The sequence below is a fragment of the Roseovarius sp. MMSF_3298 genome, assembly GCF_030733705.1.
In the GTDB taxonomy this organism is placed as follows: domain Bacteria; phylum Pseudomonadota; class Alphaproteobacteria; order Rhodobacterales; family Rhodobacteraceae; genus Roseovarius; species Roseovarius confluentis.
The window spans coordinates 39,484-54,930 of the sequence record NZ_JASHIN010000009.1 but is presented as its reverse complement, the minus strand read 5'-3'; the positions used below and the strand labels follow the sequence as shown (position 1 = coordinate 54,930).

The 15,447-nt window shown below is 64.3% G+C and carries 16 protein-coding genes; 10 read left to right on the top strand and 6 right to left on the bottom strand.

Annotated elements, in window-relative coordinates:
• Positions 1-48: 48 nt before the first annotated feature.
• Genes RBB18_RS10100 through betI form a run of 3 tightly spaced genes read right to left on the bottom strand, consistent with a single transcriptional unit; the run spans position 49 to position 2,797 of the window.
• Positions 49-696 carry a glutathione S-transferase family protein gene (locus RBB18_RS10100; RefSeq protein WP_103763952.1) on the bottom strand — a complete coding sequence of 216 codons (648 nt, stop codon included), beginning with the start codon at positions 694-696 and terminating at the stop codon, positions 49-51.
• On the bottom strand, positions 696-2,210 hold the full coding sequence (gene betC, locus RBB18_RS10095; protein WP_306111298.1) for a choline-sulfatase: 1,515 nt from the start codon (positions 2,208-2,210) through the stop codon (positions 696-698). The genes RBB18_RS10100 and betC overlap by 1 nt, the downstream gene beginning before the upstream one ends.
• Entirely contained in the window at positions 2,207-2,797 is a 591-nt protein-coding gene (gene betI / locus RBB18_RS10090; RefSeq protein ID WP_170067232.1) for a transcriptional regulator BetI, read from the bottom strand. Before betI ends, betC begins: the two co-directional genes overlap by 4 nt.
• Positions 2,798-3,100: 303 nt before the next feature.
• Between betI and RBB18_RS10085 the strand changes: the two genes are divergently transcribed.
• Positions 3,101-4,657, top strand: coding sequence for an ABC transporter substrate-binding protein (locus RBB18_RS10085; RefSeq protein ID WP_103764088.1), 1,557 nt, complete (start codon positions 3,101-3,103; stop codon positions 4,655-4,657).
• Between the two features lie 143 nt (positions 4,658-4,800).
• Here the strand turns inward: RBB18_RS10085 and RBB18_RS10080 are convergent, their stop codons facing one another.
• The 3 genes from RBB18_RS10080 to RBB18_RS10070 form a co-directional block, all read right to left on the bottom strand.
• The gene (locus tag RBB18_RS10080) at positions 4,801-6,201 is read right to left on the bottom strand and encodes a short-chain fatty acyl-CoA regulator family protein (protein WP_306111297.1); all 1,401 of its coding nucleotides are present in this window, start codon (positions 6,199-6,201) and stop codon (positions 4,801-4,803) included.
• Positions 6,202-6,272: 71 nt separating this feature from the next.
• Positions 6,273-7,487 (bottom strand): multidrug effflux MFS transporter, encoded by a 1,215-nt coding sequence (locus tag RBB18_RS10075; protein WP_103763948.1) that lies wholly within the window; start codon positions 7,485-7,487, stop codon positions 6,273-6,275.
• 107 nt (positions 7,488-7,594) lie between these two features.
• Positions 7,595-7,864: a hypothetical protein gene (locus RBB18_RS10070; RefSeq protein WP_306111296.1), complete on the bottom strand. Its 270-nt coding sequence runs from the start codon at positions 7,862-7,864 to the stop codon at positions 7,595-7,597.
• Between the two features lie 324 nt (positions 7,865-8,188).
• Between RBB18_RS10070 and RBB18_RS10065 the strand changes: the two genes are divergently transcribed.
• The 9 genes from RBB18_RS10065 (at position 8,189) to RBB18_RS10025 (ending at position 15,434) form a co-directional block, all read left to right on the top strand.
• Complete coding sequence (locus RBB18_RS10065) at positions 8,189-9,721, top strand: acyl-CoA carboxylase subunit beta (RefSeq protein WP_103763946.1); 1,533 nt, start codon at positions 8,189-8,191, stop codon at positions 9,719-9,721.
• A gap of 9 nt (positions 9,722-9,730) precedes the next feature.
• Complete coding sequence (locus tag RBB18_RS10060) at positions 9,731-10,438, top strand: hypothetical protein (protein WP_306111295.1); 708 nt, start codon at positions 9,731-9,733, stop codon at positions 10,436-10,438.
• Between the two features lie 169 nt (positions 10,439-10,607).
• Complete coding sequence (locus RBB18_RS10055) at positions 10,608-10,940, top strand: hypothetical protein (protein WP_306111294.1); 333 nt, start codon at positions 10,608-10,610, stop codon at positions 10,938-10,940.
• Positions 10,937-11,341, top strand: a complete 405-nt coding sequence (locus RBB18_RS10050) for a DUF6497 family protein (RefSeq protein ID WP_306111293.1) — start codon at positions 10,937-10,939, stop codon at positions 11,339-11,341. Before RBB18_RS10055 ends, RBB18_RS10050 begins: the two co-directional genes overlap by 4 nt.
• A 214-nt stretch (positions 11,342-11,555) precedes the next feature.
• On the top strand, positions 11,556-11,702 hold the full coding sequence (locus RBB18_RS10045) for a hypothetical protein (RefSeq protein ID WP_170067231.1): 147 nt from the start codon (positions 11,556-11,558) through the stop codon (positions 11,700-11,702).
• A 90-nt stretch (positions 11,703-11,792) separates the two neighbouring features.
• Positions 11,793-12,152, top strand: a complete 360-nt coding sequence (locus tag RBB18_RS10040) for a hypothetical protein (RefSeq protein ID WP_306111292.1) — start codon at positions 11,793-11,795, stop codon at positions 12,150-12,152.
• 373 nt (positions 12,153-12,525) lie between these two features.
• Positions 12,526-12,732: a hypothetical protein gene (locus RBB18_RS10035; protein ID WP_103763943.1), complete on the top strand. Its 207-nt coding sequence runs from the start codon at positions 12,526-12,528 to the stop codon at positions 12,730-12,732.
• A 136-nt stretch (positions 12,733-12,868) separates the two neighbouring features.
• Positions 12,869-14,914 (top strand): acetyl/propionyl/methylcrotonyl-CoA carboxylase subunit alpha, encoded by a 2,046-nt coding sequence (locus RBB18_RS10030; RefSeq protein ID WP_306111291.1) that lies wholly within the window; start codon positions 12,869-12,871, stop codon positions 14,912-14,914.
• A gap of 4 nt (positions 14,915-14,918) precedes the next feature.
• Positions 14,919-15,434, top strand: coding sequence for a hypothetical protein (locus RBB18_RS10025; protein WP_306111290.1), 516 nt, complete (start codon positions 14,919-14,921; stop codon positions 15,432-15,434).
• The last annotated feature ends 13 nt before the right edge of the window (positions 15,435-15,447 follow it).

Here is a 15,447-nt window from a genome sequence, read left to right as displayed (position 1 = left end):
GGGCCAGCCCCCAACCCCCGCGGATATTTATGGCCAGAGGAAGACGCATCAGGCGCCCTCCACCCGCAGCGCGTCGTAGGGGACCATGACGTGGGTCTGGTAGGCGGGGCGCTGGGTGAGGCGGTTGTAATAGGCCTCGACCGTCGGGTTGGCGGCGCGGGGGACGTCGATGGTGAACCAGCGGAAAAGCAGGTGACCCGCGACGATGTCGGCGGCGGTGAAGTGGTCGCCGCAGATGTAGGGCTGTGCGTCGAGCTGGTCGGCGAGGCGCGCGAGGTGGCCGTCGAAAGCGGTGATGGCGGCGGCGAGGCGGGCCTCGTCGCGGTCGGCGGCGGGTGTGCGGACGCGGGGCCAGAATATGGGGTGGGTGAAGCCTGCGACCAGCGTGCTCTTGGCCCATTCGGCCCACATGTCGACGGGCGCGCGCAAGGCAGGATCGGCGGGCCAGAAGGCGCCGCCGTCGCCGTAGCGCGACGCGAGGTAGCGCAGGATGGCGGTGCTTTCCCAGACCACGAGGTCGCCGTCGCGCAAGACGGGGACCTTGCGGTGCGGGTTCATCGACCCGAATTCGGGCGTGTCGAGGCCGCCATGGGCGTGGCCATAGTCGAGCCGCTCGCAGTCGAGGCCAAGCTCGGCGAGGGTCCACATGACCAGTTGCACGTTGGAGGAGGTGGCGCGGCCATAGACGGTGAGCATCATTCGCCCCTCGGGTAGCGGGCGTTTTCCTCGACCACGTTGAGGTCCATGTGGTTGCGCATGTAGCGCTCAGAGGCCTTTTGCAGCGGCTGGTAGTCCCACGGGAAGTAGCCGCCCTGGCGCAGCGCCTCGTAGACGACCCAGCGGCGGGCCTGGCTTTCGCGGACCTGGGCATCGAACGCCTCTAGGTCCCAGCGGGCGGCGGCCTCGACGCGGAAGCGTTCGAGGGTGGCCTTGTGCGCGGGGTCTTCGGCCAGGTTGGTGAGCTCGTACGGGTCGGCGTCAAGGTCGAAGAGCTGTTCGGGGTCGAGCGCGCAGTTGGTGTATTTCCAGCGTCCGTGCCGCAGGGCGACGAGCGGCGAATAGGAGGCCTCGGCGGCGTATTCCATGGCGACGGGGCTTTTGCGGGCTGAGCCCTGTCCCGTCGGCACGAGGCTTTCGCCGGCGACCCAGGGCATGACCTCGGACATGTCCACGCCGGCGAGGTCGCACAGGGTGGGGCAGACGTCGATGTTGCTGACCGGCTCGGTGACGAGGCCGAGTTTCATCGACGGGGCGGAGATCATGAGTGGCACCCGCGACGAGCCCTCGAAGAAGGACATCTTGAACCACAGGCCGCGCTCGCCCAGCATGTCGCCGTGGTCGGAAACGAAGAGGATGATCGTGTCGTCCTCTTGCCGCGTGCCGCGCAGGGCCTCCATCACCTCGCCGATCTTGTCGTCGAGATAGGAGATGTTGGCGAAATAGGCGCGGCGGGAGCGGCGGATGTCCTCTTCGGTGATATCGAAGCTGCGCCAGTCGTTGGCGTCGAAGATGCGCTGGGAGTGGGGGTCGTGATCCTCGTAATCCATCGCGGGCACTTCGGGCAGGAGGTGCTCGCAGTCTTCGTAGAGGTCCCAGTATTTCTTGCGCGCGACGTAAGGATCGTGCGGGTGGGTGAAGCTGACCGTCAGGCACCACGGGCGGTCGTCCTTGCCGCGCCCGTAGTCATAGACCTTGCGGGTGGCGTTATAAGCGACCTCGTCGTCATATTCCATCTGGTTGGAAATCTCGGCCACGCCGGAGCCGGTGACCGAGCCCATGTTGTGGTACCACCAGTCGATCCGCTCGCCCGGTTTGCGGTAGTCGGGCGTCCAGCCGAAATCGGCGGGGTAGATGTCGGTGGTCAGGCGTTCCTCGAAGCCGTGAAGCTGGTCGGGGCCGACGAAGTGCATCTTGCCCGACAGGCAGGTCTGGTAGCCCGCGCGGCGCAGGTGGTGCGCGTAGGTGGGAATGTCGGCGGAGAATTCGGCGGCGTTGTCATAGACGCGGCTGCGCGACGGCAGGAGGCCGGACATGTAACTGGCGCGGCCGGGCGCGCAGAGCGGCGAGGCGGTGTAGGCGTTCTTGAACCGGGTCGAGCGGGCGGCGAGCGCCTTGAGGTTGGGCGCGTGCAGCCAGTCGGCGGGGCCGTCGGGAAAGAATTTTCCGTTCAGCTGGTCGACCATGAAGATGAGGATATTGGGACGTGTCATGTGGGGGCGCCTTCCGGGAGTGAGGTGTCGATGTAGTGCAGCAGCACACCGATGGCGGTTTCGCCCGAGAGCGGTGCGCTGTGCAGCGCCTGCCGGATATAAAGACCGTCGATCATCGCGGCCAGACCGCGCGTGAGGGTGCGGGCCTCCTCCGCCGGGGCAAGCTGGCGGAAGGCGTGGTGCAGATTGGAGCGCAGGCGGCGGTGGTAGACATGCAGAAGGCGGCGCGCCTCGTCGGATTTCTGGGCCTGGACGTAGAAGTTGAGCCAGGCGGCGATCATCTCGTCGCGGAACTGGCCGGGGGCGAAGCTGGCGCGGACGATGGCCTCGAGCCGCTGGCGGGGCGTCCTGGCCATGATGAGCGCGCCGCGCACCTCGGCCCCGTAGAGGGTGAGGATATGGCGCATGGCGGCGGCGAAGATCTGTTCCTTGGAGCCGAAATAGTGATGCGCCAGCGCCGAGGACATGCCGGCGCGGCGGGCGATCTGGCTGACGGTCACGTCGAGCGAGCCGCGCGCGCCGATCTCGTGGATCGTGGCCTCGACCAGCGCCGAGCGCCGAAGCGGTTCCATTCCGATCTTGGGCAATTCGTCCTCCGAAGGTGATAACGGGAGTCGGTATTGAGTTTTGATTGACTCGTCAATCAATAAACGTATTGTCGGCACCAACAGAAGGCTGGGGAGTAAGGATGGGATGTCCGTAGCTTTCGCGTTGCACGTGGTCGTGCGTGGCGTCTAAGGTTGCCGCAATGTCGTTTCCGGACATTCCGGACCGACGCGAGGCGCTGCGTGTACGACAAGCGCGCGCCGGGACGCATCGGACCATCCGAGACATATGCGCGTCATGCGCAGAGCATAAAACAGTATCGTGTCAACAAGGGAGAACATGACATGTCATTGATCAAAGGCGGACTTCTGGACCGTCGCGGATTTCTGAAAACCACGGTCGCGGCGGGTGCCGCGGCGGCCCTGCCGATGGGCGCCTTCGCCCAGAGCACGCCGAAACGCGGCGGTGACCTGCGCGTGGCCAAGGGTCACGGCCAGACGACGGATACGCTGGACCCGGGCCAGTGGGAGAACGGTTACATGCTGGCGCTGGGCTTTGGCGTTCACGGGCGTCTGACCGAAGTTGCCCCCGACGGCTCGCTGGTGCCGGAACTGGCCGAAAGCTGGGAAGCGTCGGAGGATGCCAGCGAGTGGCGCTTCAAGATCCGCCAGGGCGTGACGTTCCATGACGGCAAGTCGCTGACCGTGGAGGACGTGGTGGCGTCGATCAACCATCACCGGGGCGAGAATTCGACCTCGGCCGCGGGGCCGATCGTGGCGCCGATCGCCGACATCACCACCGAGGGCGACGACACGGTCGTCTTCACGCTGGATGGCGGCAACGCCGACTTCCCGTTCATCCTGTCGGATTATCACCTGGTGGTCTGCCCGGCGACGGAAGACGGTATCGACTGGCAGTCCGGCAATGGCTGCGGCAGCTACATCCTGAAGAATTTCGACGCCGGGGTGAGCAGCCAGTTCGAGCGCAACCCGAACCACTGGCGCGACGACGTGGCGTGGTTCGACACGATCGAGATGCTGTGCGTGGTGGACCAGAACGCGCGGACCACGGCGCTGGTCTCGGGCGACGTGCATGCGATCGACCGGGTCGACCTGAAGGCCGCGAACCTGCTGGGCCGCAACCCCGGCGTGAGCATCGAGTCGGTCGCGGGCACGCAGCATTACACCTTCGCGATGTCCACCAACACCGATCCTTACACGGACAACAACATCCGTCAGGCCCTGAAATGGGGGATCAACCGCGAGGAAATGGTCGAGAAGATCCTGTTCGGTTATGGCTCGGTCGGGAATGACCATCCCATCGGCGAGGGTCAGCGCTATCATAACTCCGAGATGGAGCAGAAGACGTACGACCCCGACAAGGCGAAGTTCCACCTCAAGGAAGCCGGTCTGGACAGCATCGACATCAACCTGTCGTCGTCGGATGCGGCGTTCAGCGGCGCGGTGGATGCGGCAATTTTGTACCAGGCCTCGGCCAAGGAAGCGGGCATCAACATCAACGTGGTGCGCGAACCCAAGGACGGCTACTGGTCGGACGTGTGGATGAAGAAGCCGTTCACCGCCGTCTACTGGGGCGGCCGTCCGGTCGAGGACCAGATGTTCGCCACCGCCTACCAGTGCGGGGCGGCGTGGAATGACAGCTTCTGGTGCAATGACCGGTTCGAGGAGCTGCTGGTCAAGGCCCGCGCCGAGCTGGACGAGGACAAGCGCCGGGAGATGTATTACGAGATGCAGGACCTGGTGGCCAACCAGGGCGGCGTCGTGATCCCGATGTTTGCCAACTATGTCTTCGCGGTCGGCGACAAGGTCGCGCACGGCGAAATGGCGTCGAACTGGGAAATGGACGGCGAGCGCTGGATGGAGCGCTGGTGGATGGCCTGATTTCAGGCTTTATCCGTGAGCATTGGAGGACCCCCGGTTTGGCCGGGGGTTTTCTTTTTTGGGGGTGGTGGGTTGGAAACCCACCCTACGCAAGAGGTCCCGGATCAAGTCCGGGACGGGTGGGTTCAAGGGCTGCCGCGCGGCTATCCTACCTTGTAGGGCAGAACGCCGCGTTCGTCGGGGGTAACCTGCAGACGGCGTTCCAGGGGCGGGACCGAGCGCTGGTGACAGTGCGTGCGCTCGCAGATGCGGCAGGAGATGCCGATGGGCTCGTAGGCTTGTGAGAGCGTCAGGTCGAGGTCGTCGGCGTAGACCAGGGCGTCGGCGTGTTTCACCTCGCAGCCGAGGGCGATGGCGAAGCGGCGGACGGGGGCGCCAAAGTGCCCGCCGCGCTTGGAGACGTCGCGGGCAAGGCTGATGTAGCGCACGCCGTCGGGGGTTTCGGCCAGCTGGCGCAGGAAGCGGCCGGGGGTCTCGAACGCGCGGTGGACGTTCCAGAGCGGGCAGGCACCGCCGAAGCGGGCGAATTGCAACCGCGTGGCGGAATGGCGTTTGGTGATCGTACCGGCCTGGTCGACCCGGACGAAGAAGAAGGGCACACCCTTGGCGCCGGGGCGTTGCAGGGTAGAGAGGCGATGGCAGACCTGTTCGATGGACGCGCCGAAGCGGGTGGCGAGGCGTTCGAGGTCGTGCCGGTGGTCTTGCGCCGCCTGAAGGAACGCCGTGTAGGGCATCAGCGCCGCCCCGGCGAAGTAGTTCGCAAGGCCGATCTTGGCGATGTCGCGCGCCGCGTCGGACTGGAATCGGGCGAAATCGAGCGTGGCCTCGATCAGCTTTTCCTGTGTCAGCAGAGCCACTTGCAGGAGGAGCTGAAAGCGGCGGGTCTCGGGCTCGGCGTGGTTCGAGAGGTACAGGATGCGCGCGTCGCGGTCGTAGTGGCGCATCCTCGGGTCGTCGCTGTCCACGACCTTGATGCCGAGCGCATCCAGCCGCGACTCGGCCAGGTCGGTGATGCGGCGGGGACCGGACGCGGGGCCGGCGAAATGTTCCGCTGCGCGGTCGACGGCGTCGATGTAGTTGTCGCAGTAATGGAAAAAGTCGCGCACCTCATCCCAGGGAGAGGTCTGGGGGCGTGCATCCTCGCGCCCCAGCGCCTCGTCGAGGGAGGCGAGGCGTTCGTGGGTGTCGCGGTAGGCGCGGTGCAGTTCGAGAAAGGCGCGGGCCATGGCGGGGGCGTTGGAGGCGGTCAGGCGCAGGTCGCTGAGGCTGGGCGTGTCGTCGGCGAAGACGGCATCGGCCATCGCCTCGCGCATGTCCGTCACCAGCCGTTCTGCGTCGCCGGTCGCCAGTTCCGTGACGTCGAAGCCGAATTCCTGCGCCAGGGCGAGGATGACCGTGGTGGAGACCGGGCGATTGTTGTTCTCCATCTGGTTCAGGTAGGGCAGGGAGACGCCGAGCTTGGCGGCGAAATCCTTTTGCGTCAGGGCGAGGCGCTGGCGCGTTTCGCGCAGCTTGGCGCCGGCATAGAGTTTCTGGGTGGCCATGGGTGGCTCGCTTTGCAGGTTTGCGTAAGCGAAGGTTTAGATTTGCAAAGCGGTGTGCGCAAGGGCAGGGTTCAGATAGAGGGCGCGCCCAACTGCCGTTCGCGCAGGATGACGAGTGTAATGGCGAGGATGCCGCCAATGGCCGTCAGCAGCATCAGCCACACCAGCGGGAAGGCCCCGGTGCCGGGGCCCAGCAGGGCACCGGCCAGAGCCGAAAGCCCGGCGCCGCCGCCGATCATCAGGAAGCCGGCAAGGCCGCTGGCGGTGCCCGCGAGGCTGGGGCGGACGGACAGCGCGCCGGCGGTGGCGTTGGGGATGGTCATGCCGTTGCCGAGGCCCATCAATGTCATCAGGCCGAAGAAGGTGACCGGCGTGCTGATCCCGGCATAGAGTGTGGCGAGGTTGATGCCGTGGCCGATGGCGTTGGCGAGCGCGCCGTAGAAGACCATGCGGTTGATGCCGATCCGGGTGGAGAAGCGGCCCGACAGGAAGTTGCCGGTGAAATAGCCAACGGCGGGGGCGCCGAAGAAGAGGCCGAGTTCCGACGGGCTGAGTCCGAAAACCTCTGTGCCCACGAAGGGCGCGCCGCCCAGGTAGGCGAAGAAGGCGCCGGAGGAGAGCGCGGCGGCCAGCGCGTAGCCCCAGAAGCGGTAGGAAGTGAAAAGTTCGGGGTATTCGACGAACTGGTCGCGGAAGGTGCGGCCTTCGAGCGGGGCGGTTTCGCCGAGGTCGTTCCAGACCAGCCAGAGGACGGCCGCGGCCATGGCGAAAAGCGCCCAGAAGCTGCCGTGCCAGCCGAAGGCGGCATCCAGCGCACCGCCGATGGCCGGGCCGATCATGGGCACGACCGACATGCCCATGGTGACATAGCCGATCATCGAAGCGGCCCGGTCGGCCGGGACCATGTCGCGCACCACGGCGCGCGACAGGACCATCGCGGCGACGATGCCGCCCTGGAACATGCGGAAGATCAGGAAGATCCAGATGTTGGTCGACAGCAGGCAGCCAAGCGTTGCGAGCAGAAAGATCACCAGCCCGCCAAGGATCACCGGGCGGCGCCCGACCCGGTCGGAGATCGGGCCGATCAGCAGTTGCAAGATGGCGTTGATCCCGAGATAGCCCGCGACGGCAAGTTGCATCACGCCGTAATCGGTCTCGAAATAGGCGGTCATGCCGGGCAGGGACGGCAGGAAGATGTTGAGCGCCAGCGTCGAGATCCCTGCCAGCACGATCAGGGTGAAGATATGCGGCGGTGTGCTGCGGTCGAGGAAGCGGACGGTGGGCATGGCGAAGGCGCTATCCCGGAGTGCGGGGGATGTCCAGACGGGGCGGTGAGCGGAATGCTGTCCGCGTTTTGCCCCTTGCTGTCGCCTCGGGCCTCAGGCGAATGGTTTCAGTTCCCGGACGAAGCCAGCATGTCTCCGGCGTAGGCATCCATCAATTCTGCCCCGAATTCTTCCGCGCCTTCGCTGCGAAGTGCCGATATGCGTGCGAAGGTTTGATCGCGCACCTCGCGGGAGGGGTAGACCGTCACAATGGCGAACCGGTCCAGGTCGGTATCGACGAGCATCGAATGTTCGGCGCCCAGGGCAAGAAGCCCCGGAAAGTATTTTCGCTCCATCAGTTCCTTCACGTGCGCGAAGGTCTCGGTCTCCCCCACCATTCTCCATGTCGTGATTGAAACAAAACTCATCGGTTCGTCCTCCGCTAATCCAAGGTATAGCACAGTTCTGTACGCCGGTCTTTGCGTGATACGGGTCGTGTCCGGCGTCGGTGCGCCCTGCAGTTGGGGAGTGGCCCTCCGTTTTCTGTTGGCTGGTGATTGTTCGGAGGGCTTCGTGTCATCCGAGAGCGGCGCCAAGAGGGTAAATTTGCAGATTTGCAAGTTAGCAAGCACCGCTTCGCCAGATTTGGCAAATTTGCGGAAATTTTCTTGGATGGCCCGCGCGCAACCAGTAGGGTCGCGCCAGTCAACGAGGGGGACAGCATGAAAGATATCCTGCAGGAACTGGACACGCGCCGCGGCAACGCGCGGCTGGGCGGCGGGCAGAAACGTATCGACGGCCAGCACGAGAAGGGCAAGCTGACCGCGCGGGAGCGGATCGACCTTCTGCTGGACGAGGACAGTTTCGAAGAGTTCGACATGTTCGTCGCCCATCGCTGTACCGATTTCGGGATGGAGAAGAACCGGCCCTACGGCGATGGCGTGGTGACCGGCTGGGGCACGATCAACGGGCGTCAGGTGTACGTCTTCAGCCAGGATTTCACCGTGCTGGGCGGATCGGTGTCGCATACGCACGCAATGAAGATCTGCAAGATCATGGACATGGCGATGCAGAATGGCGCGCCGGTCATCGGCATCAACGACTCGGGCGGTGCGCGGATCCAGGAAGGCGTGGACAGCCTTGCGGGCTATGGCGAGGTGTTCCAGCGCAATATCGAGGCGTCGGGCGTGGTGCCGCAGATCAGCGTGATCACCGGGCCCTGCGCGGGTGGGGCGGTGTATAGCCCCGCGATGACCGACTTCATCTTCATGGTGCGCGACAGTTCCTACATGTTCGTGACCGGCCCCGACGTGGTGAAGACCGTCACCAACGAGCAGGTCACGGCCGAGGAGCTAGGCGGGGCCTCGACCCATACGAAAAAGTCCTCGGTCGCCGATGCGGCCTTCGAGAACGACGTGGAGGCGATGGCCGAGGTGCGGCGGCTGGTGGACTTCCTGCCGCTGAACAACCGCGAGCCTGTGCCGGTGCGCCCGTTCTTCGACGATGTGAACCGCGCCGAGACCAGCCTGGATACGCTGATCCCCGACAACCCCAACATGCCTTACGACATGAAGGAGTTGATCGTGAAGATCGCCGACGAGGGCGATTTCTACGAGATCCAGGAGGATTTCGCGAAGAACATGGTCACCGGGTTCATTCGTCTGGAAGGGCGCACGGTGGGAGTCGTGGCGAACCAGCCGATGGTGCTGGCCGGGTGTCTGGACATCGACAGCAGCCGCAAGGCGGCGCGGTTCGTGCGGTTCTGCGATTGTTTCGAGATCCCGATCCTGACTTTCGTGGATGTGCCGGGCTTTTTGCCCGGTACAAGCCAGGAGCATAACGGGGTGATCAAGCACGGCGCGAAGCTGCTCTTTGCCTATGGCGAGGCGACGGTGCCGAAGGTGACGGTGATCACGCGCAAGGCCTATGGCGGGGCTTACGTGGTGATGTCTTCCAAGCACCTGCGGGGGGACATCAACTATGCCTGGCCCACGTCCGAGATCGCGGTGATGGGCGCCAAGGGCGCGACGGAGATCATCCACCGCGCTGACCTGGGCGATGACGAGAAGATCGCCAAGCACACGGCGGATTACGAGGCGCGTTTCGCCAACCCCTTCGTGGCCGCCGAGCGGGGATTCATCGACGAGGTGATCCAGCCGCGCAGCACGCGCAAGCGGGTGAGCCGGGCCTTTGCCGCGCTGCGCCACAAGAAGCGCAAGCTGCCGTGGAAGAAGCACGACAATATTCCGTTGTGAGGCAGATCAATGTTGGCGATCGAAAGACTACAACAGGTCCTTCACAAAGTTGTACGCGTTGTTCGCCGCGAGAACAAAGGCGAGCAGATAGTTTCAATAGTTTCTGAGGCGATTAAGAGCGACGGTCCTGATGGTTTTCTGAACATTTTACACCTGTTGACGGATGCTGTGGAAGAGGTGGCAACCTGCGAGTTCCGGCGGGAAGAGAGGCGCGACATTTACACGCGGAAATTGCGAGATCTTAGAGAGGATTTGTGCGCCTCTTTGGCGTCCGCATCACCATCAAACCTGCGCGCTTGGTTCTATTCTGCAATGTCGGAAGTTGACGTGATTTCAGCCGCTGTAACTGAAGCCCTAGACGCTGATACCTACGAACTGGATCGACCGGCCTTTATCGCACACACCCAAGAGTTGATCGCAGACATAAGTGATTGGCCAATAGACGAATACGCTAAAAGAAATCTGCTTCTTTCAATGAACATGGTGTGCCATCAGGCGCAAGCAGAGGCAGTTGCGGCGTCCGATGCTGAAGTGCGTCGCAAAATCAAATCAATTGTTGCCTCATTCGCAATCGAGTTTGCGGAAATTGACAAGGAATTTGAGACCCGCTGGGAGAAAATCAGGCGCTGGGCTCGGCTGGGATACAATGGCGCGAGCACACCTTTAGGTCTAACTGCAGACGCTTCAGCGGTTGTAGGGTTGCTGCCAAAACCATGACTTTTTTGGTAGAGACACGGTGCGGTCAATGCTCGGCACAGCAAGCTGTCGTGGAAGAAGAACGACAATATTCCGCTCTAGAGGGCGGTGTAGGGTGGGCGAAAGCCCAAGTTGCGCGGATGGTGGGTTTTCACCCACCCTACGAGGACGGTCGAGGGTGCGAGCAAGAATGAGCAAGGGGTTTCATATCCTGCGTGAGGCGGATGCCGTGACCGTGGCGCGGCGGGTGCCGGTGCGGTTCGACGTGAGCGCCGAGGCGCGCTTTGGCCCTGTGCGCAAGCTGGCGCTGGCGCAGCAGGTGCGGCAGGACCTGTGGCGCGCCTTGCGGCAGGTGCGGGGGTTTGCGCCGGTGGTGCGGGTTGCCGAGGCCGGCGGTGGCGTCACCGTGACCGCGGGCGGGCAGGTCGAGGGGCGGCACGACCGCGCCCGGCTAGAGGAGAGCATCGCGGCGCTTTTGGCCGATCCGCGCCATGTGGCGCGCTGGACGAGGTGGGCGCGATGAAGGGGATATGTGCAGGGACGCTGGCCGCGCTGATCGCGCTGGCCGCCCCAGAGCAGGGCGAGGCGCAAGAGGAGGAGCGCCTTGTCCTGCCGTCGGGGCTGGAGGCGGAATTGCAGGAGGTCATCACCGGCGAGGCGGCGATGGGGCTGACGGTGCGCTTTCGCTTCATTGCCGAGGGCTTTACCGGCACGGAGGATTTCGAGACCCAGGCCGCCGACCTGGAATACCTTTGCAACGGGTATGCGCTGGAGCGGATCGACATGAGCGAAACGACCCCGGATCGCATCGTGATCTCGCTGGCCGACAGGCCCTCGCAATTCGGGCAATTCGACCCAGATGTGGTGCAGATTTTCGAGAGCTTCTCGGTCGCGGACGCCGCCTGTATCTTGGAGCTGTTCTGATGGAAGCACAATATCTTGCGGGTCAAAGCGCAGGCCCTCGCCGGTTTGAGGCTTTCCAGACACAGGCGGGCGGGATTGCGCCGGCCACGTATGAAAATCGGATGGATTCCGCTATGTTCACACTCGGTTACAAACCCGTGACCCATCCCTTGAACGAGGGGCAGGTGGGGCGTTATGCGCGTCATCTGTTGGAGTACAGAGACAGGAGACAAAAATGTCGAACAGCATCAAGAGCGTCCTCGCGGTTGGTCTGGTTGCCCTCGTGGCAGCCTGCGCCCAGCAGCAGCAAGAAGAAGAATTCGTCGTGGTCGATCCCGAGCCGATCTCGACCGAGCCGACTTACACCGGCAAGCTCAAGTAAGCACGCGGACACACGACAGGGGCAGGCCCTCGGGCCTGTCCTGACCCAAGACGAGATCCGGCGGTCCCTTCGCAATGGCGGAGGTGGGTCATGATCAAGCACCGCGGGTTCCCGGGCCGACTGCCGGGCAGCGATTTCCAGTTCACCATTCGCCGCGCCAATCCGAAGGGCGCCACCGCCATCGTGCGGCGCGAACGCTATCGCGACCGCCGGCCTGCGGACAAGCGGGCGGATGCGGCTTTTGTCCGCGCGCTGTGGGAGAATTTCGGGGGTCAGCCCTTCGAGCGGGGCAACCTGGATGCCGGGCGGCTGAGCTGGCTCTTTGGGCGCGAGGTGCTGCCGGCGGAAGATCCGTTCGATTCGGAGAGTTACGAGGCGTTGCTGATTCTGGATGTTCCGGCGGCGCAGCGCGCCTTTCCCGACGCCTTCGACGGAGGGGGGTGGGAATGATTGGCTCAATTCCGGTCCCTTATTTAGGCACGTTTTTGCCGACGCCTTGGAAATACACGCGAATTACAGCCGATCATCCGCAAGCTGAGATTTCCAGCTTGGCGCAACGAGCGATTGCGTGCAATTTCGAACCTGTAGTGGCGGCCTTTCCCCAATGGGCCGAGACATACCGTCTAAACCGTTACCCTTCCCCTGATGGGCGGCCTTTTGCAGTATTGCAAAGGCCGCCCTTTTTTGCTGCACGGTCAGAGGTTTGCAAAGGTAGGCGGGAGGTCGCCCAAATCCGGCGGCGGGGCAAGGACCGCTTTGACGCGGGGCCCGCCATGGCATTGACTGCGCGCAGTCATAATCATAGCGCGCGAGGCGATATACGATGCAGTTGGTCAAACCTTTCCTTGTTCTGGGGCTTCTGGGCCCGCTTGCGGCCTGCGGCAACACCGTGCCGGAACAGGCGCTTTTCGGCGGGGCCGCGGGCACCGGCGCAGCGGCCGTCGTGGGGGGATCGCTGCTTACCGGGGCGGCCGTCGGCGCCGCGGGCAACGTGGCGTTCTGCCAAGTCTACCCGGAAAAATGCCTGTAGCCTGAATAGCGCGCCCGGTTTCCGGGCGATTCAACCTGTATCAGACCACCCCTCGCGGCAGCGGGGCGGTGGTCTTTTTCGTATCACTTCCGACCGGCGGGCGTGCCGGGGCGGGCAAGACTGAAGGGGACGTGAGATGTTCAAGAAAATCCTGATCGCCAACCGGGGCGAGATCGCCTGCCGGGTCATCAAGACGGCGCGCAAGATGGGCATATCGACTGTGGCGATCTATTCGGACGCCGACCGCCACGCGCTGCATGTGGAGATGGCCGACGAGGCGGTGCATATTGGCCCGCCGCCCGCCTCGGAGTCATATATCGTCATCGACAAGGTGATGGACGCCCTAAAGCAGACGGGCGCCGAGGCGGTGCATCCCGGCTATGGTTTCCTGTCGGAGAACCCCAAGTTCGCCGAGGCGCTGGAGGCCGCGGGCGTGGCCTTTATCGGGCCGCCCAAGGGCGCGATCGAGGCGATGGGCGACAAGATTACCTCAAAGAAGATCGCCGCCGAGGCGGATGTGAACACCGTGCCCGGCCATATGGGCCTGATCGAGGATGCCGAGGAGGCGCTGAAGATCTCGGAAGAGATCGGCTTTCCGGTGATGCTGAAGGCCAGCGCGGGCGGCGGCGGCAAGGGTATGCGGATCGCGTGGAATGCCGAGGAGGTGCGCGAGGGCTTCCAGGCGTCGAAGAACGAGGCGGCCAGCAGTTTCGGCGACGACCGGATGTTCATCGAGAAGTTCGTGACGCAACCGCGCCATATCGAGATCCAGGTGCTGTGCGACAGCCACGGCAACGGGATTTACCTGGGCGAACGGGAATGCTCGATCCAGCGGCGGAACCAGAAGGTGATCGAGGAAGCGCCGAGCCCGTTCCTGGACGCCGAAACCCGCAAGGCGATGGGCGAGCAGGCCGTGGCGCTGGCCCATGCGGTGGGCTATTCCAGCGCGGGCACGGTGGAGTTCATCGTCGATGGCGACAAGAACTTCTATTTCCTCGAGATGAACACGCGCCTGCAGGTGGAGCATCCGGTGACGGAGCTGATCACCGGCGTGGACCTGGTGGAGCAGATGATCCGCGTCGCGGCGGGCGAAAAGCTGTCGCTGAACCAGGACGACGTCACGCTGACGGGCTGGGCGATGGAAAGCCGGCTTTATGCCGAGGATCCGTATCGGAACTTCCTGCCCTCCATTGGGCGGCTGGTACGCTATCGCCCGCCGGTGGAGGTGGCGGCTGGGCCGCTGCTGGACAAGGGCAAGTGGCAGGACGAGGCCGAGGCCGGAGAGACGGCGGTGCGCAATGATACCGGCGTTTATGAGGGCGGCGAGATCAGCATGTATTACGACCCGATGATCGCCAAGCTGTGCACATGGGCGCCCGACCGGGGCGCGGCCATCGAGGCGATGCGCGTTGCGCTGGACAGCTTCGAACTGGAAGGGATCGGGCACAACCTGCCGTTCCTCAGCGCGGTGATGGATCATCCCAAGTTCGTGTCGGGCGACATGACCACGGCGTTCATTGCCGAAGAGTACCCGGACGGGTTCGAGGGCGTGGAACTGGAAGAGGCGGCGCTGCGGCGGATCGCGGCCAGTTGTGCTGCGATGCACCGGGTGGCGGAAATCCGGCGCACGCGGGTGTCGGGCCGGATGGACAACCACGAGCGCCGCGTGGGCGAGGATTGGGTCGTCAGCCTGCAAGGCATCAGTTTCGAGGTCAGCATCGACGCGGATCGCGATGGCGCGACGGTGACCTTTGCGGATGGCGGCAGCCACCGGGTCTCCAGCGGCTGGACGCCGGGCGACGCGCTGGCGGTGCTGAACGTGGATGACGAGACGCTGGTGCTGAAGGTCGGCAAGGTCTCGGGCGGGTTCCGCATCCGCAACCGGGGCGCGGATCTGAAGGTGCATGTGCGCACGCCCCGGCAGGCGGAACTGGCGCTGTTAATGCCCGAGAAACTTGCCGCTGATACATCGAAGATGCTGCTGTGCCCGATGCCGGGCCTGATCGTCAGCGTGAACGTCGCGGAGGGCGACGAGGTGCAGGAAGGCCAGGCGCTGTGCACCGTGGAGGCGATGAAGATGGAAAACATCCTGCGGGCCGAGAAAAAGGCCCTGGTGACCAAGATCAACGCCGGTCCGGGTGACAGCCTGGCGGTGGATGACGTGATCATGGAGTTCGAATGACGCGGTGAGCCTTAGCGGCCATCATATCCTGCCGGTGGCGATGGCGGGCGCGGTCCTGCTGGGCGCCTGCACGCGCGACGACGAGGTGTCGATGCGGGCGCGGCTGGCGCCGTGGTTCAGCCTGGGGGAAACGCTGGCGTTTTCGTCCAAGGCGCGGTGTTCCGCGGCGGCGTTTCGGCTGGTAAGCTCGGATATCGGCGCCGGGGTGCCGGTGGAGCGCAATGTGCCCGACATGCTGCGCGCATTGCCGCGCCGAGGCGTTGCGGCGCTGGACGACCCGGAGATGACGCCGGATGCGGCGATGGTCGATGCGGTCAACATGCAGCGCACCTTTGGCATGGGGATGCGCCGCGCAGGGCTGGAGGCGCGGCCCTGCATGGAGGGCAAGGTGGGGGTGGAATTCCGCCGCCTTCTGATGCGGCCTGAGACCGTGCTGGCCTATGAGACGACCGAGGGCACGCTGATGCTGATGGACCGCGCCAACCGCGTTCTGGTGGTCGCGGTGGGAGAGCGGGCATGAATGGCGCGGGGGA

What these genes read in the sequence shown, in the direction of transcription:
- RBB18_RS10100 (WP_103763952.1), bottom strand. Translation starts at nt 696, where the DNA reads ATGCTCACCGTCTATGGCCGCGCCACCTCCTCCAACGTGCAACTGGTC.
- betC (WP_306111298.1), bottom strand. Translation starts at nt 2,210, where the DNA reads ATGACACGTCCCAATATCCTCATCTTCATGGTCGACCAGCTGAACGGA.
- RBB18_RS10085 (WP_103764088.1), top strand. Translation starts at nt 3,101, where the DNA reads ATGTCATTGATCAAAGGCGGACTTCTGGACCGTCGCGGATTTCTGAAA.
- RBB18_RS10080 (WP_306111297.1), bottom strand. Translation starts at nt 6,201, where the DNA reads ATGGCCACCCAGAAACTCTATGCCGGCGCCAAGCTGCGCGAAACGCGC.
- RBB18_RS10075 (WP_103763948.1), bottom strand. Translation starts at nt 7,487, where the DNA reads ATGCCCACCGTCCGCTTCCTCGACCGCAGCACACCGCCGCATATCTTC.
- RBB18_RS10070 (WP_306111296.1), bottom strand. Translation starts at nt 7,864, where the DNA reads ATGGTGGGGGAGACCGAGACCTTCGCGCACGTGAAGGAACTGATGGAG.
- RBB18_RS10065 (WP_103763946.1), top strand. Translation starts at nt 8,189, where the DNA reads ATGAAAGATATCCTGCAGGAACTGGACACGCGCCGCGGCAACGCGCGG.
- RBB18_RS10060 (WP_306111295.1), top strand. Translation starts at nt 9,731, where the DNA reads ATGTTGGCGATCGAAAGACTACAACAGGTCCTTCACAAAGTTGTACGC.
- RBB18_RS10055 (WP_306111294.1), top strand. Translation starts at nt 10,608, where the DNA reads ATGAGCAAGGGGTTTCATATCCTGCGTGAGGCGGATGCCGTGACCGTG.
- RBB18_RS10050 (WP_306111293.1), top strand. Translation starts at nt 10,937, where the DNA reads ATGAAGGGGATATGTGCAGGGACGCTGGCCGCGCTGATCGCGCTGGCC.
- RBB18_RS10045 (WP_170067231.1), top strand. Translation starts at nt 11,556, where the DNA reads ATGTCGAACAGCATCAAGAGCGTCCTCGCGGTTGGTCTGGTTGCCCTC.
- RBB18_RS10040 (WP_306111292.1), top strand. Translation starts at nt 11,793, where the DNA reads ATGATCAAGCACCGCGGGTTCCCGGGCCGACTGCCGGGCAGCGATTTC.
- RBB18_RS10035 (WP_103763943.1), top strand. Translation starts at nt 12,526, where the DNA reads ATGCAGTTGGTCAAACCTTTCCTTGTTCTGGGGCTTCTGGGCCCGCTT.
- RBB18_RS10030 (WP_306111291.1), top strand. Translation starts at nt 12,869, where the DNA reads ATGTTCAAGAAAATCCTGATCGCCAACCGGGGCGAGATCGCCTGCCGG.